Raw genomic sequence first — 15,957 nt, forward strand, 5'->3', positions numbered from 1 at the left:
TTGGAACTAATCACTAACCATGTAAATGCTAATTCAACAACAATGAAAATTACCGCAAATCTAGATCCTATAATTCTAAAAACACTCCAGATGTCAAATGATGAAATTCTTAAGGCCAAGATCAAGTCTTTAAACCTCAATGAAGATTTGATTATTTTTCTTGAGGAAACCATAATAAATATCCAAGAAACTGAGCATAAAATTTTATTTCTGCACTATGCTAAAAAATTGGTGGTTCAAATCGAACGGCCTGTTGACCAAGGACATTATGACGCGTTTCAATTTGAGTATGACCAAGATCGCCGAAGGTTTAACCCAGCCTTGTGGATAAATGCAGAGCTAGAATTCTTAAAAGTTTCGCAAGAGTTTAATTGTTCAAAGAATCAACCAACAAGTTATGGTAACCAACAAAATGCTAATGCGCCAATGTCGTTGTTGAGGCATGAAGACATGGAAAAGATGTACCGTTGGAGCAGGTCGACACTGAACAGAAGAATCGCTTTGGGTCTACCCTACCATTTAGATCCAGCTGGCGCAAAATTCTTTGATGTGACTGAGGTCAACGAATGGATCAAGGAAAATACCAGTTTAATGAATTAATAAACCAAAAGAAAAAATTAGCCTGATTCTGAAATAAAGAATTAAGCTTTTTTGATGCTTTTCCTTGCCTTAGGCAAAGGAAGCTGATCACTAATGGTTATCGAGCTGACTAAAAACAAAAAGTAGCTCTCGGACAAAATTTTCATGTTAAAACCATCCTACTAGAGAATGAATATAAAAAAAGAATACCCAAAACAACAACACTGTCCGGCTTGTAGTAGATATGTTAAACATTCAACCCGCTATCCAGATTATGCTTGTGATAAATGTGTTTTAAAAGCGGTTGACAGTAAGGGAAGAGCATTGCAATTTATCAACACTACGTCCGCTGGTCATGGTTGCCAAGCAGTTTTAAAAGAAACAAATGAACTGACAAAATCAAAAACCTGCTTTATCAAAGGAATTAAGTTTAAAGCTCAAGTGGCTTACCTTGGAGGTATCGTTCTTTTGCCCAAGGTCAAATAGTTTGAAGAAAGCTTTACTAAAAAACAGATTATTTTAACCCCAGTTAGAGAGGAAAGAGGGGTGAGGGGGTGAAAGGAGTTGGATGTTGGTGTATAATGTAGTGATATGTCTCCTTGTGTTTCGCTTCCTTGTGTTCAATTAAGCATCAGGCTATCTGAATAAGGGTAATTGCTATATCTTGTTCAAAACATCTTCTGAGCAAAAAGAAAACAACCCCTGAATATCAAAGCTTCCAAGAATTCTATCTTCAACAAGTGATTCTTTCAAAGAATAATAAAAACAAATGTTTGATTATCAGAGTTCAACCTTTGAAGAACAAGATTTTATTTATTAGGTTGGGAAATAACTTAATCATCCCAAAGAAGCTTGTTTTCATCCAATGCTTTTTCACTTAATCAAAGCAGTTCCTACTTGTCCAAAGAAAACTTTTTTCTGTACGAATAAAAATATTTTTCTCTTGGAGCTTGATGAAAACTTCGCATTATGTGAGAATATTCTGGCTGATATACAGCCAGTGTTCGAAATTCGAAATCAGAGTTACTGTACTTTACCCGCTGAGGGTAAAGGACTCTTATTAACAGGTATATAGGAATATTGTATATTAATGTATTGATGACAATGAACAATGGCCAAAAGCCTATTTGAAAGAGAACCTGATGTTTAACATAAGAGTGAGCAAGACCAATCCTTGATGTAGTGTTATGGGTAATTACGAATCAATGATCAAGAGCACCACTTGAACAACGAGGTTTGAAGCTACTGAGTTGAATAATCGCAAGTGCCAAGTTGATTAGGAGCAATCCAAAAGTTGCTAGCTCATTAATTTTTGGTTCAGTTGCCTGATGCTTTTCCTAAAGATCATAATCAGACAGGAAGAAGAATTATATAGCACAAATCTTATCTCTCATAGAACTAATCTAATTCATTTGAAATAAAAATGAGGATTGACTCAGAATTAATTTTCCCGTTTTAGTGGCGTTTTCTTTGCCGAGGCGATCGATTGTAGTTTAATTCAGGGTAAGTTCCAGGTTTAAACTTATCATTGCTCTCGGGCAATAATTTTGCTTTGCATATAAATTTATTGTTCTGCTAAAAACAATTTTTCGGGTTGTTAAAAAATGAAATGTAGTCTAATGTGAATATAGTTATAGAATCTAATGTGTGGATTAAAAATTGTTCCTAAAATTGTATACCTTAAGACTTTTAAATTTACGTTAACACTCCCGAGAATTTATGGATACAATAATCCCCAAGCCATTAATAGACCAAATATCAGCTGGTAATGTTATTTTGTTTTTAGGGGCGGGAGCCTCTTTTGATGCTTTAAGCGATCTACATAAATTGGTTCCGAGAGGGCAAGAACTCTCAGATTTAATAGCGGAAAAATTTTTGGATGAAACGTATTATGGTCAACCACTTCAGGTTATTTCAGAATTGGCTATTTCTGAAACAAGTTTACGTGAGGTTCAAGAGTTCATATATGAAATTTTCATACAATTCAAACCCAATTCTCAACACAAACTAATTACAAATTTTCGATGGCGCTCAATTTATACCACTAATTATGATTTTCTTATAGAAGATTCTTTTAGAGAGAATATTAGTTCGGTTCAACAATTAAATCCGATAATTCAGAATACAAATGAGAAAGAAATTATCACGGATCCTGAGACCACTCTTCCTTACTTTAAGCTTCATGGATGCCTAAGTGAAATTAATAATGCTGATTTACCCCTAATTCTCACGCCTGATCAGTATATAAACCATAGTAAAAATAGGGATAGACTTTTCAAACACTTTCTTGAAGATGCTAAAAATTACACAATTATTTTTGTTGGTTATAGCTTGGCAGACTTAGATATAAGAACGTATTTAAACCAAATCTACACTGAACTTGGAGATAATCGAGCTCGATCTTATTTGGTAGTGCCGAAACTCAGAGATGCAGAAATTAGAATGTGGCAGTCAAGAAAGATCACACCAATTTTATCTAATTTAAAAGAGTTTATGGATAAATTAGTTGAACTTATTCCTGATAAAGACCGAAATAATGTACATTTTGAAAATGCAGTTAGCCCATTATTTTCCCTATTCACGCCAATAAATATTGGAATTAAACCAACCGACTCTTTAATTTTATCTTTGAAACTTGATTATGAGTTGATAGGCTCGTATATGATTAGCCTCAACACAAATCCTAAAGAGTTTTACAAAGGTTATAGCTATCAATGGGATCCAATAATTGATGAGTTGGATGTTTTGCGAAAAGACTTAAATCTAATTTTATCTGAAGTTTTTCTAAATGAAAATCATGATTCAGAAAATCAAAATTTCTACCTTGTTGAAGGCTTTGCTGGTTCTGGGAAAAGTATTTTTGCGAAAAGGCTTTTTTTTAATGCAGCAATAAATCATAACAAGTTATGTTTTTATCTTAAAGAAGATGGTGTTTTAAATTATGAATCTGTATATGAAATATATACACTTCTAAAACTTAGAGTTTTTATCCTAGTTGATAATATTCATAAGAGTGACATTGCTATCAAAAACATATTAGAAAAAGCTAGAAAGGACAAAATTCCCTTGACTATTGTAGGAACTGAGAGGACTAATATATGGAATACTGATTGTAAGGCTTTGTATCCTTATTTGACAAGAAATTTCAAAATCACATATCTAGACTCTAGGGAAATTAAAGATCTTTTGGTTCTTCTTGAGCTTCACGACTCGTTAAATAATTTAAAGACTAAAACACAGAGTGAAAAGGAAAGAGCATTTGAAGAAACGGCTGGGAAAGAACTATTAGTTGCATTATATGAGGCAACTGAAGGGAAGCCATTTGAAACTATTATCTTAGATGAATATAATAATATTTCGGATCCAATTGCTCAGTCTCTATATCTAACAGTTTGTATTTTTAGTAGATTAGGTACGTACGCACGAGCTGGACTAATATCTAGGATGCATGATATAAACTTTGAGGATTTTAGAGAAAAATTCTTTAAGCCATTAGAATTCATAGTTTTTGACGAACGTAATTATCGAATAAATGATTATGTCTATAAAACTCGTCATCCGAGGATTGCAGAAATTATTTTTGAACATATTCTACTTAATCCTCAAAATAGGTATGATGAATATATAAGAATAATTTCAGAACTTAATATAGATTATGATAGCGATAGATCACTATTTTTATCTATAACTAACGCACAAAACTTAATTGATACTTTACCCGATGCAGAGTTGGTAAGGAATATTTATGATTTATCTGAAAAGTATAACAGTAATGAAGCAAAACTCCTTCAACAGCGTGCTATTTATGAATTTAAATCATCTGGCGGGGATATATATTTAGCTGAAAGATTCATAAAAAAAGCAAATGAACTTGAGCCCAAGAATGCCATAATATTACATACGCAGGCTGAGATATTTCTTGCAAAGGCAAAGTTAGCTAAGAACGAAATTGAAGCTTTCAAATACCTGAATACAAGCAAAGAAATCTGTGAGAATATCATTAAGAACTTCCCTCCAAATATTTATCCTTACCATACCATTGTCAAAGTTTTGACTTTCAGGTTGCAGCTTGTATTAGAGAAGGAAGATGAGGATACGGCATCGATAGAAAGGTTAGTTAAGGAAGTAGAAAAATTTATTCAAAGAGGAAATGATAGATTCCCAAACCACGACTATCTTATTGAGGCAGAGTCTCGTTTTCAAGAGCTCCTTAATGATTCTCCCAATGCGCTAAAACTTTTAGAAAAAGCATTCTCTATAAATAAGTCATCACCTTATTTGGCCATAAGGTTAAGTAATTTATATGATAGAGAGGGCATTGATGTCAGCAAATCAATTGATACTATCCAAGAGGCTCTCAAAGGAAAGCCAGGAGATAGGGATTTAAACTATCAAATGGCAAATTTTTTGATTAAACAAAATGAGTTAAATTTTGATAATATTTTATATTATTTAAAAAGATCGTTCACTATGGGTGACAGCAGATATATCCCTAAATTCTGGTATGCGAGATATTTATATGTTACTGGTGAAGTTAAATTGGCCAAAGAAATGTTCGAAGAATTAAAGAAAGCAAAAGTCGACCCTAAAATAAAAGGCATGGCTCAGGGTTATTGGCTTAAAGATGATGGTGAAGTTCGTGACTTTCAAGGTCAACTTAAAACTGTATTAGCAACCTTCGCATATATAAAAAGAGATATAGAGGGTGATATGATTTTTTTAAGTAGATATGATGAAGATGTAAATTTCAATTGGAGTGAGATAAAACCATCTGACAGATTCACGTTTAACATAGCGTTTTCTTATTATGGCCCTATAGCTAAATTTACAAATAAGATCTAAATTTTAGGGTAAAAAAAAGGGAAACTTAATTGAATCAAAATGCTTTATTTTGGGTCATTATGACTCACTTTAAATATGTTCAAAAGGCGAATTTTTTATCGTCGGGACCACTTCCTTAGATTCAAACCAGAACATTGCCGCGCAAATCTCTGATTTTCAGGGCTTTTGGTTTTTATAACACGTTAACACTCACTTTCGACCATTCTGAATGGTTAAATTTGGTGAGTCGAAAACTGATGAGTTTTTGTAAAACACTGTAGGTTAGTTGATTGATTGAAGTATCAAAACCAGAATCATTCCGAAATGTTCGGGTGCCGGATTACTTTGTAAGATATTGATTTACAGGTGGTTCGAATTACGAACATCTTGATGATTCACTGGCTCAAATGTGCATTTATTTAATTTGAAATGTATCATTATGAGCTACAATTTTCATCTTTTATTGTACTCCCTTACATCTTTTAAGAATACTAAATTACTAATAAAATTAGCTTTAGTTGTCAGTAAATTATCAACATTATTACCTTAAATAAAATACCTCTTAGTTATTTATACTATTCTGAGTTATCGGCGATGAACGCCGATAACTAACGTCGTCGTAAACATGGCCATAGATCCACAAAGAAGAAAAGAATTGTACAGGCTCGTGCCAGAAGGGGCGCTGACCAGCCGTAATTGGCTGAGATTGCAGAATCTATCTTCCCATGCTATAGACAATTCTGTCAAGAGCAAGCAATTGGAAACCATAAAAAATGGCATATATAAGCGTGAAGGTGCCGATGTAGAATGGGGCGATGTCGTGTATTTCCTACAAAGCGTTCATGGTTCAGACTTTATCGTGGGTGGGATCTCATCGCTGGAACTTCAAAAGCTGTCGCACTACCTATCACTTTCCGAACGCAGGACTATTCACCTATATGGGCTTGATAACGTCCCGGTCTGGATAAATATCGTCTCAAAACAAGCTTCCTTTAAAAAGCACAGTAAGGGAGGGATCCTCGGTGCAGGCTTCACAAAGGAGCACGCAGCCCAGCTCGACAACTTCATTACGACCTACCCCTGGAGAAACGCCAAAAGGTCTGCGGCTTGGGCGATACTTGAAGTGCTCTATCAGGTACCACATACTATATCCTTTGAACATGCTGATGAACTGATGCAGGGATTGAATACATTACCACCTAGATCAATGCAAAAACTACTGGAACTGTGCAAAAACATGAAAGTGCGTCGTCTATTCTTCTATCTTTCCGAAAGGCACAACCATCCCTGGCTTTCCAAGCTGGACAAAGCGGCACTGGATTTTGGTTCGGGCAACCGTGTCATCGTAGAAGGCGGAAAGCTTGACAAGAATTACCAGATCACCATCCCAGAAAGCTATGAGTAAAAAAGAGGAATATTCCCAACAGGTACGCCTGTTAGTTAGGCTTTTGCCAATTATCGACAAAGAAGCCTGCTTTGCCCTAAAGGGCGGAACGGCGATCAACCTTTTCTATCGCCCATTCCCAAGATTATCTGTGGATATCGATCTCTTGTACTTACCAAGCGAAGACCGAGAAACATCGATCACCAATATAAAGGCAGCCTTTGCAAGGATCATAACGGACATTAAAGAAACCATCAAAGGGGCAAGGGTGCAGAATACCACCGACTATAACATTTGCCGATCGTTCGGACTGGTCAATTTGGTCCGAAATCCGGTGGTCAGTTTCCCGCGGAACAGGTGGTCAGTTTAAACCGAAACGGGGTGGTCAATTTCAGCGAAATCTCCACCATTACTCCCGTTAGAAAGCCTTCAAGTCTATATTGCTTGCCGAGGATATTTGTCCTGAAAGCGTATTTTGCAGAAATGCGACTATTTGCTGATCTTTTTTGGAATTGTCAACCAGTAGATTGATATCACCCTGTACTTTATTTCCGATGTTGAAGGTCTCCAGATAGGTAACAATTTGTATATGGCTAAGGGTACGTCCTTGATTTTCCCCACGCTCAATCTTATTTACTGCGTAGGGATTTACAATTGCGATAACCAGATTTTCATTTTTTGTTTGCTGAACTGTATGATAAGTTAAGGTTATGCCCTTTGCTGTTTGTTGTTTCAAAGAAAGCTCCAATTGATTACCAGATGGCTGGGATAAAGCCTCTTGTAACGTACTGCGCAAGGTACTTTCTTCCGATCCAATGAATTCTCTGGTTCCGTTGACTACAATCTGGGGTGTGTAGACGCTACTCAGGTTTAGCCAGTGTGCATACTGATGCTGTCTTTTCGAGAAGCTAACATTGCTAAACTTATCTTTCCATCCAAGCCTGTCCCAATAATCTACGTGATAACCGAGTATGTAAACAGGCCTCCCTGTATACTCTTTATGGATCTTTGCGATTAATTCGTCTGCAGGAGGACAGCTCGAACAGCCTTCAGAGGTAAATAGCTCAACAACCGCAAAGCCCTCTGAGCCAGAGAGTCTTGAATTGGTACTGAATCCCACTGAAAGTACCAGTAAAATATAAAGGATCCACTGATTTTGCCTGAACATAAGTCTCAATTTAAATTGATGAATTAGTTGTCCGTTTTCTCCTATAATTTTTCCTTGAAGTAGCCAAAGGACAAATATTAAATTTTTATTGATGTTTAAATCAAAACTAAGACCAGAAGCAGAAACCTGTTAACCAGCAAGTTAATTATATAAAAACTTTGATTTGGTCATGATATATCGCATTTATTTAATGATTTATTGAAAGATGCAGATAAAGACTTGACCAAAGAGATGAACCAGTTGCATTGTGATTGCTAATTGGACCAAACAAGCAAGGGCAGGAAAATGAAATTACCCGTACAGTACAGTTGCCACTAGTCTAGATATTTACTAAGTACTGATACAGGAATTACCAGAAATGATTTTATAACACTGTAAATGTAGAGGTTAAAAATACGTTGTAGCATTTAACTATTGCCACGCGTTTATATAAAAAATTACAATAAATGCTAAAACTAAAATTTATCCTTCCTGCCGTACTGATCGTAATTGCAAGCTGTAACCAAAAAGTTTACAATCCTAAAGGAGAAGGTGCTTCCGGAATTCCGAGCGATTCCCTCTTTGTTGTTCTAAAAATCAATGACGTTACCAAGACGGGGGAGCAGCCAAAATTACAATTTACTGTTCATAATGAACATTCTGCCGAAAAATCCTTTTGTAAATGGCACACCCCTTTTGAACCCCTGATGAGTAAATATCTAGATATAAGGGATGAGAATGGAATTGAAGTTGCTTATAAAGGCCCGATGGCAAAAAGAATTATGCCCCCTCCCGCTGAGAGTTATTTGGTTGTAAAGCCAAAGGATACAATTTCAGCTAATTTGGACTTGTTAAATGCCTATCAACTGGAGGTTGGAAAAAAATATACAGTTTCGTATAATTCAAGTGCGGTGAGCGGAATTAAAGCCCTGAATGTAGTTACTTTTAAATACATTAAATAGCGGTAATAGGCTCTAAATTAACGCTATCATCTGCTAATTTACATCGGCAGAAATGCTTCAGGATTCAGTTGAAGCAAGCTATGTTTAGAGCCTTAATATTCATCTGATAATTTACTTTGGAAGGGAAGATTATTCTACTTTTTCAATTGTGTTTTGAATAAAATCCATCAACTCCAGATTTTTAAAGTACCTGCCTTTCCCATAAAACCGACCATATCTGTCGAAGTAATACGTTACAGCTGCATTCTTAACGAGGGATCATTTTACAACGATACTCTTTATAGGGATCAGAGTTGTATGAATCCGGATAAAAAATCTGTTTAACATCAAGTTTTTTTTCTATGCCCCCACCATCTGATAGAACTATTTTGACCTCCACAACCCATCTTTCAACTGTTGAGTGATCATCCGTTATCACACGTGCTCCCCTCACCGTGCCACTAGAGGGGCGAAGGTTAAATATCCGACATGAACTGAACTGGGCTTGCCATATTCCCATTCCATCGATAAGATCAGCCTTATCCAGTTTAAAGGCTACTCCCTGCATAGGCGCCTTTATGAAAAAAATATATTTCAAATCATTTTCCATTAATCCCAATCTGAACAAGCGGAACTTACCGGTCTCCAGGTTATATGAATCTCCCTGCAGATCTGCCCAATTAGAGTAAACGTAATTACATCCCTTCAAAGGACAGGATGTCAATTTGTCGGCAATTAGGTCACGATTCAATTTGTTGAACTTTTATTTTCTTACATCCCCCAAGGCAAAGTATTGCTAGGAGTGCAGCAGTCAGGATTTTCATTACACCTGAAACGTACATTCCAAACCAAATGCTACAACACAATTTATTTTAGTATAAGAAATATTATCTCACATCTATAGGATTCAGATTTGGAATAAAACAGGTATGCAGGAAGGCAAACAACCATTAGTTTATAAAAGAACTGATTTTGTTGTTCCCGGTAAAATTTCGAACACTGGCTAGGGTAACCGAGTTGGATCCAGCGAGAGGGTGAAATCCCCAAAAAGTTCATAGAGTCAAATTACTAAAATCCTTCATGTAATTAGATATCACCAAATCTTAAATTTTTCGCGAAATACCGTTGTGAGTAAATGCACAGGTCCATACTTAGTTAATTAATAGTCAGCTAGTTAATAAGGGCAGGCCAATTGTAATCTTACACAGACAAAAAAATCACGAAAATGTACAGTTTTATTAGCGGCTTAGAAAAGAAAAAATTTTGAAGGTAATTCTCATCAACTAAAAAATTTCAACAATGGTAGAATTCAATAAATAGATTAATAACGAACTTAATAGAGGATGAAATATGCACAGGACAGGAAAAATAGTAGCGATAAATCCTTTTCTCAATAAAGGGAAGATAATAGATGAACATGACCAAGATATTTTATTTGACTTGCTCCTTGCTCCTGAAGACTTATCGACCGGATTGAAGGTTTACTTTGAGATAAAGATGACTGCACTGGGATTACGTGCGGTTGATATTAAAACGGTTCATCAGGGAAAGTAAATTTTTGACAACATGAAGGATTACCATAGACAAAATATCAGCTCAACTTACCTCTGTTAGCCAGAACTCAGTAATTCATGGCCGAAGCAATTTACTGTGTTTGAAATTTCAATAAAGGACTTTAAAACAGTGATATATCACATCTAAGTTTTTTTAAAACTTATTTAAATTATTGATTTACAGATAATTAAAAATGGAATGATATTGTGATTAGGTCTATTGAGCAAACATTTTCACGTTGGTGAAACTAATGATGATAATTTAATAGATAAACGAGAGCGATATAGAATTTAGAGATTATCGGTTAGGATGCATTTATTAGAAAATCAGCATTTGGCGGCCGACATCAATTAGGAGAAATAATATATGAACAACAATGACTGATTTAAATTATACAAAATGATATTCAAACTAATCATATTACTTCTCACAATTTTAATGATGTCACCTGTCCTATTTGCACAAGGTATAATAGAGATAGAGATAAAATCGGCCATTGAACTTGGAGTAGCAAATAGTAAAAACTTAAAGCTCTCACAAAATGAGATCAAGCAGGCAGTAGCCCGTTTGGAAATTGTCAAAGATCAAATCCTGCCCACCGCAACAGCAGGATTGATGTATACCCATAATGAGATTCTTAGCGGTGAATTTAACTGGGGCGAAAATTTTTCTGCATACCAGTTACCAAAAAGGACCGATGCCATCTTCGGGACTGTTTTACTTAAAGAAGTCCTTTACGGAGGCGGCAAGCTTAAGTACGCTAAAGAATCGACGCGATTGCTGATAGAAGTTGCGCGGCTGAATGCAGATATGGATTTAGAGGAGGTTAGCTATGCGATAATTAACACATACTATTCCTTATATAAATTGGTTCAAAGCTTAAAAGTTGTTGATCAGAATCTGGAATCTCTGAAGAGCCAGGTAAGTCAGGCGGAACGTTTTTTTGAGCAGGGCCTTGTAACCAAAAATGACGTTCTGCGTTTCAAACTCAGAAAGGCAAACCTTGTCCTGGAACAACTTGATATGGAAAGCAACCGTGCGATAATCAATTATAATCTGGCAATTTTACTGGGTCTTCCGCAAGAAACAGAAATCATGGTTAGCGATCCGGGACGAGAATTGATTCAGCCTGTTACACTAAATGAATATATCGCTTTGGCCATCGCAAACCGTAAAGAACTAAAGCAAATGGCGGTTCAAAATAGAGTGGCCGGCTTAAAGGTAAAAAGTATCAAGGCAAACGCGTTGCCTCGCCTAGCCCTAAATGCAAATTTGTATTACTTCAATCCTTCAGCAAGTCTTATCCCGATGATGAACAGGTATATAGTCCCGCTCACACTTGGGGCGTCACTCTCATGGAATATCGCGAGCATTTACACAAATAAAAACAAAGTGTCAAAAGCAGGAATTGAGCAAAAAACTATAGCCATTCAAAAGGATCTTGAAAGCGATAAGATAAAATCCGATGTAAACCGGCAGTATCAAAACTATCTGACCGCAGTAAACAAGATACAGGTTTTAGAAACCTCCGTTGTACAGACGATTGAAAACGACAAATTATTGGCCTCCAAATATAAAAACAATGTTGCTTCTGTTACGGATCGTATCGATGCAGAATCCATACTCTACCAGGCAAAAATAAGTCTGGAAATCGCCAAAGCAGATGCGGGCTTGGCATATTATGCGCTTCTTAAATCAACAGGAACAATAACCCAATCCACGAAATGATGACAAGTGAAACTAAAAAATCAAGCAAGGTAGTGCCCATCCTTCTAGGGATATTACTATTAATCGGGATAGTATTTGCTGTAACCGAATGGAGATACTACAGTAAACACGTTGATACAGATGATGCCCAGATTGACGGAGAGGTCAGCCCTGTTATTGCCCGGGTTGGCGGCTATGTAGAACATATCAATTTCGAAGAAAACACGCACGTTGTCCAAGGGCAAATACTAGTAAAGCTGGATGATGATGATTACGAATTGAAATTGGCTCAGGCGCAATCCGGTCGAAAAGGCGCAACGGCTGGGGTCGGGGTTTCAAAATCGCAGATCGAAGCCACTAGAGCAAATACCAATACCGCAGAAGCGGATGTAGATGCTGCCCGATCAAATGTTAAAGCTGCAATCGTGAAAGCAGGTTTGGCGCGAAAAAATTATAACAGATATGAAAACCTGGTTAAAGACGGATCAATAACCCGGCAGGCGTTTGATCAGGCAAAGGCGGATAAAGAATCAGCGGAAGCTTCAAGCCAATCAGTCCAGGCAATTTATCAGGCCGCACGCGACAAGTATGATGCTACAGTCAAGGAGGTCGGCACTACAAATTCTCAACTGGCCGTTAGCAGTAACGAGATTAGCCAGCGGCAGAACGATATTAATTTTGCAAAGCTTCAATTATCCTATACCAATATAAAAGCACCCTCATCGGGTATTGTTTCTAAAAAGAATGTCCAGACTGGTCAGCTTGTACAAGCAGGACAATCATTGTTTTCTATAGTTAATGATGGAAGTCTTTTCGTAACGGCCAACTTTAAAGAAACACAACTTGAGAAAATATCGATCGGTTGTAAGGTAGAAGTTTTGGTAGATGCCTATCCGGACAATAGAATCCAAGGTGAAGTTTATAATTTTTCTCCCTTAACGGGCGCCAAAGGTTCCTTACTCCCGCCGGACAACGCTACTGGCAACTTTGTCAAAGTCGTACAGCGCATTCCAGTAAAAATTAAAATAAAGACCACCAAAGAATTTCTGGCAAAGTTGCGCCCGGGCATGAGTGTTAAAGCATCGGTAATCATTAATAAATAGAAAAATGGCTGAAACAGGTTTAAAAAAATGGGTGATAACTTTTACAGTGATTACCGCCTCACTGCTGGAGTTAATCGATACAACTATTGTCAATGTTGCTATACCCCAGATACAGGGAAATCTGGGCGCAACACTTGAGGATGTCGCCTGGTTATCGACAGGCTATGCCGTAGCTAACGTTATTGTACTGCCTATGTCGGGATGGCTGGGAAACCGGTTTGGGAGGAAGAATTATTTTTTGACTTCGATCATTGTATTTACCCTGGTTTCATTTTTATGTGGCAATGCCACATCTCTTGGCGAACTGGTTCTTTTCAGAATTATCCAAGGCCTGGCAGGCGGTGGGCTGATCTCTACCGCACAGGCCATATTGATAGAAAGCTGGCCACGAGAAGACGTAGGTATTGCTACAGCACTGTTTGGCTTGGGTGCCGTTGTTGGCCCAACGGTTGGACCTACTATAGGGGGATATATTTTAGAGATTAGTTCGTGGCCATGGATTTTCTACGTTAATATCCCTGTAGGGATACTCGCGGCATACCTCACCTTGACATTTATACGGGCTACGCCAAAAGATGGAAAAGGACAGCCTGTCGATTGGTGGGGTATCGGGTTGCTTGCAGTTGCTGTTGGAAGTCTGCAGACTTTATTGGAAAAGGGTGAAAGTGAAGACTGGTTCTCTACCCCATATATTGTTGCGCTTGCAATTTTATCTGTTTTTGGCATACTTCTGTTTATATGGAGAGAAACGAGCACCGACCATCCAATTGTGAATTTTCTGATTATGAAAAAGCGGAGTTTTTCAATTGGGATGTTCACATCTTTTGTACTGGGTTTTGGCTTATACGGTTCGGTATTTGTCTTTCCGATATTTGCTGAAACGTTGCTGGATTTTACGCCTTTACAGACTGGAAAGCTGTTTATTGCCGGGGGAATCTGTACAATACTGACAATGCCGTTTGTGGGTATTATTCTGAAAAAGGGATTTCCTGCCCAATTTATTGCTACCGGGGGGATGTTTCTGTTCTTCGTGTTCTGCTGGATGATGAGCAGGTCAACTTTATCATCGGGAACTGGTGATTTCTTTTGGCCCTTGGTCATTAGAGGAACTGGAATGGCTTTGTTGTTTGTACCATTGACAACTCTTGCAATGCAGGATCTGTCCGGTACTGAAATTGGTCAGGGATCGGGCTTGAACAATATGGCAAGACAATTGGGAGGATCCTTTGGCATCGCCTCACTGACCACATTGATTCATATCCGTCAAGGATTTCACAGAAGCAATTTTCTAATAAATATTAGTGAATATAACCCGGATTTTGTTGAGCGATTACACAGTCTTGTGCATAATTTCACTTCCAAAGGGGCTTCTGAAATCGACGCCAAACTCATGGCCATGAAAGTTATAGAAGGAACCTTAAGCAAACAAACCTTATTGCTAACTTATAATGATGCGTACTGGGTGGCAGGGTTGATAATGTTATGCTCTATTCCATTGCTTTACCTTCAAAAGTTCAAGAAAAACGCAAACATTGTGACCGATGCCCATTAATTATCAGCGTGCAATCAGTTTTTATGTTTGGGAATGTAATTTACCTGCCTGCTAATGCTAGACATCTGCTGACAAACGCCACATTAAATTAATTCATTCTCAGCATACAGAGCAAAAAAAGCCCTTGTCAAAATTAGTAGACAAGGGCAATTCTGATATCCGCTGTATTCTATTGAAGATATTTCAGGTAACCATCCTTAACCGATTTTAAGTATTCTTCATCGGGCAATTGCTGCCGTGCATTAATGCGGGTAGTGAAATCTTCATTGCCTACCACATATCTAAGGGTGTCTGCTCCGTCCGTTGCGGCCTGAAAGATTACTGCTGCAACTTCTTCAGCTGAGACCAGCTCCATCTGATGAAGATCGTTAAACATCATTCCCGCAGCCTGGCTAAAATTATCGTAGTCAGGAAACTGAGGCCTTTTACTGGACTTCTCCGCTGTTACATTGCTGAAGTTTGTCGATGCCCCTCCCGGTTCTATTATCTTTAATTTAATATTTAGTGCCGAGAGCTCAAAATATAGTGCCTCGGAGAATCCCTCCAAAGCAAATTTCGAAGCAGCATAAAGCGATATTAGAGGAAGGGTAAAACGGCCCGCACCCGAGCTAACGTTGATGATCATGCCAGATCCTCGCTCACGAAAATGTGGCAGTACCTCGCGAATAGTACGCATAACACCAAATACGTTGACATCAAACTGTGTGTGAATATCCTCTTGCGTAGATGCCTCAAATAGACCAAACTCCCCATACCCTGCGTTATTTAAGAGTAGATCAATGGAACCAAATCTGGCTATACCTTCTTTAAAAGAAGAACTGACCGTTTGCTGATCTTGTACATCAAGCTTGGTTCGAAGTATATTTTCATAGGTTTCCAGCTCGGAATCTTCATTTAATTCCCGCATTGTGGCTATAACATTCCAGCCCTGGCCGGCAAAGTGTTTTGCCGCCGCCTTACCAATCCCCGATGAGGACCCTGTTATTAAAATTGTCTTGTTCATAAATTGATAGTTAAATTGTGAAAGTGCGCAGATGTCAAACGTTGTTGGGTTTCGGTTATGCTTATCGGATCGCAATAGTATATTAATTTCTCATTTCTCTCTGGGATAGGGTAACCAAGGATTTAATAGCTTTCGCCTGCCAATTTTTTTTGACATATTCAACATT

General features: G+C 37.6%; 13 protein-coding genes. 10 read left to right on the plus strand and 3 right to left on the minus strand.

Going from position 1 to position 15,957, the window contains the following annotated elements:
- Window positions 1-42 precede the first annotated feature (42 nt).
- The 5 genes from ASG14_RS13350 (at window position 43) to ASG14_RS13375 (ending at window position 7,154) form a co-directional block, all read left to right on the plus strand.
- Window positions 43-600 carry a hypothetical protein gene (locus tag ASG14_RS13350; RefSeq protein WP_056871538.1) on the plus strand — a complete coding sequence of 186 codons (558 nt, stop codon included), beginning with the start codon at window positions 43-45 and terminating at the stop codon, window positions 598-600.
- Window positions 601-768: 168 nt separating this feature from the next.
- The gene (locus tag ASG14_RS13355; RefSeq protein ID WP_056871539.1) at window positions 769-1,065 is read left to right on the plus strand and encodes a hypothetical protein; all 297 of its coding nucleotides are present in this window, start codon (window positions 769-771) and stop codon (window positions 1,063-1,065) included.
- Window positions 1,066-2,298: 1,233 nt separating this feature from the next.
- Entirely contained in the window at window positions 2,299-5,421 is a 3,123-nt protein-coding gene (locus tag ASG14_RS13365; RefSeq protein ID WP_056871541.1) for an SIR2 family protein, read from the plus strand.
- Between the two features lie 604 nt (window positions 5,422-6,025).
- A complete protein-coding gene (locus ASG14_RS13370; RefSeq protein ID WP_056871542.1) occupies window positions 6,026-6,805 on the plus strand; it encodes a type IV toxin-antitoxin system AbiEi family antitoxin domain-containing protein in 780 nt (259 codons plus the stop codon).
- Window positions 6,798-7,154, plus strand: a complete 357-nt coding sequence (locus ASG14_RS13375; RefSeq protein ID WP_056871543.1) for a nucleotidyl transferase AbiEii/AbiGii toxin family protein — start codon at window positions 6,798-6,800, stop codon at window positions 7,152-7,154. Before ASG14_RS13370 ends, ASG14_RS13375 begins: the two co-directional genes overlap by 8 nt.
- A gap of 48 nt (window positions 7,155-7,202) precedes the next feature.
- Here ASG14_RS13375 and ASG14_RS13380 read toward each other — a convergent pair whose 3' ends face one another.
- Entirely contained in the window at window positions 7,203-7,952 is a 750-nt protein-coding gene (locus ASG14_RS13380; RefSeq protein WP_056871544.1) for a thioredoxin family protein, read from the minus strand.
- Window positions 7,953-8,398: 446 nt separating this feature from the next.
- Between ASG14_RS13380 and ASG14_RS13385 the strand changes: the two genes are divergently transcribed.
- Window positions 8,399-8,893, plus strand: a complete 495-nt coding sequence (locus ASG14_RS13385; protein WP_056871545.1) for a hypothetical protein — start codon at window positions 8,399-8,401, stop codon at window positions 8,891-8,893.
- Between the two features lie 247 nt (window positions 8,894-9,140).
- On the opposite strand, the gene ASG14_RS13390 is transcribed toward ASG14_RS13385, so the two are convergent.
- Window positions 9,141-9,482: a hypothetical protein gene (locus tag ASG14_RS13390; RefSeq protein ID WP_157274928.1), complete on the minus strand. Its 342-nt coding sequence runs from the start codon at window positions 9,480-9,482 to the stop codon at window positions 9,141-9,143.
- A 740-nt stretch (window positions 9,483-10,222) separates the two neighbouring features.
- On the opposite strand from ASG14_RS13390, the gene ASG14_RS13395 reads away from it, so the two are divergent.
- The 4 genes from ASG14_RS13395 to ASG14_RS13410 all read left to right on the plus strand — a co-directional run bounded on the left by ASG14_RS13395 (window position 10,223) and on the right by ASG14_RS13410 (window position 14,788).
- The gene (locus ASG14_RS13395) at window positions 10,223-10,426 is read left to right on the plus strand and encodes a hypothetical protein (RefSeq protein WP_056871547.1); all 204 of its coding nucleotides are present in this window, start codon (window positions 10,223-10,225) and stop codon (window positions 10,424-10,426) included.
- Window positions 10,427-10,825: 399 nt separating this feature from the next.
- Window positions 10,826-12,154: a TolC family protein gene (locus tag ASG14_RS13400; protein ID WP_056871548.1), complete on the plus strand. Its 1,329-nt coding sequence runs from the start codon at window positions 10,826-10,828 to the stop codon at window positions 12,152-12,154.
- A complete protein-coding gene (locus ASG14_RS13405) occupies window positions 12,151-13,236 on the plus strand; it encodes an HlyD family secretion protein (RefSeq protein ID WP_235528581.1) in 1,086 nt (361 codons plus the stop codon). Before ASG14_RS13400 ends, ASG14_RS13405 begins: the two co-directional genes overlap by 4 nt.
- 4 nt (window positions 13,237-13,240) lie before the next feature.
- Window positions 13,241-14,788: a DHA2 family efflux MFS transporter permease subunit gene (locus tag ASG14_RS13410; protein WP_056871550.1), complete on the plus strand. Its 1,548-nt coding sequence runs from the start codon at window positions 13,241-13,243 to the stop codon at window positions 14,786-14,788.
- A 169-nt stretch (window positions 14,789-14,957) separates the two neighbouring features.
- On the opposite strand, the gene ASG14_RS13415 is transcribed toward ASG14_RS13410, so the two are convergent.
- Complete coding sequence (locus tag ASG14_RS13415; RefSeq protein WP_056871551.1) at window positions 14,958-15,791, minus strand: SDR family oxidoreductase; 834 nt, start codon at window positions 15,789-15,791, stop codon at window positions 14,958-14,960.
- Between the last annotated feature and the right edge of the window lie 166 nt (window positions 15,792-15,957).

This window comes from Pedobacter sp. Leaf194, from assembly GCF_001423945.1.
In the GTDB taxonomy this organism is placed as follows: domain Bacteria; phylum Bacteroidota; class Bacteroidia; order Sphingobacteriales; family Sphingobacteriaceae; genus Pedobacter.

Coding starts and splice junctions, on each gene's coding strand:
- ASG14_RS13400 (WP_056871548.1), top strand. CDS start 10,826: ATGATATTCAAACTAATCATATTACTTCTCACAATTTTAATGATGTCA.
- ASG14_RS13375 (WP_056871543.1), top strand. CDS start 6,798: ATGAGTAAAAAAGAGGAATATTCCCAACAGGTACGCCTGTTAGTTAGG.
- ASG14_RS13370 (WP_056871542.1), top strand. CDS start 6,026: ATGGCCATAGATCCACAAAGAAGAAAAGAATTGTACAGGCTCGTGCCA.
- ASG14_RS13385 (WP_056871545.1), top strand. CDS start 8,399: ATGCTAAAACTAAAATTTATCCTTCCTGCCGTACTGATCGTAATTGCA.
- ASG14_RS13355 (WP_056871539.1), top strand. CDS start 769: ATGAATATAAAAAAAGAATACCCAAAACAACAACACTGTCCGGCTTGT.
- ASG14_RS13365 (WP_056871541.1), top strand. CDS start 2,299: ATGGATACAATAATCCCCAAGCCATTAATAGACCAAATATCAGCTGGT.
- ASG14_RS13415 (WP_056871551.1), bottom strand. CDS start 15,791: ATGAACAAGACAATTTTAATAACAGGGTCCTCATCGGGGATTGGTAAG.
- ASG14_RS13410 (WP_056871550.1), top strand. CDS start 13,241: ATGGCTGAAACAGGTTTAAAAAAATGGGTGATAACTTTTACAGTGATT.
- ASG14_RS13350 (WP_056871538.1), top strand. CDS start 43: ATGAAAATTACCGCAAATCTAGATCCTATAATTCTAAAAACACTCCAG.
- ASG14_RS13405 (WP_235528581.1), top strand. CDS start 12,151: ATGATGACAAGTGAAACTAAAAAATCAAGCAAGGTAGTGCCCATCCTT.
- ASG14_RS13395 (WP_056871547.1), top strand. CDS start 10,223: ATGCACAGGACAGGAAAAATAGTAGCGATAAATCCTTTTCTCAATAAA.
- ASG14_RS13380 (WP_056871544.1), bottom strand. CDS start 7,952: ATGTTCAGGCAAAATCAGTGGATCCTTTATATTTTACTGGTACTTTCA.
- ASG14_RS13390 (WP_157274928.1), bottom strand. CDS start 9,482: ATGGAAAATGATTTGAAATATATTTTTTTCATAAAGGCGCCTATGCAG.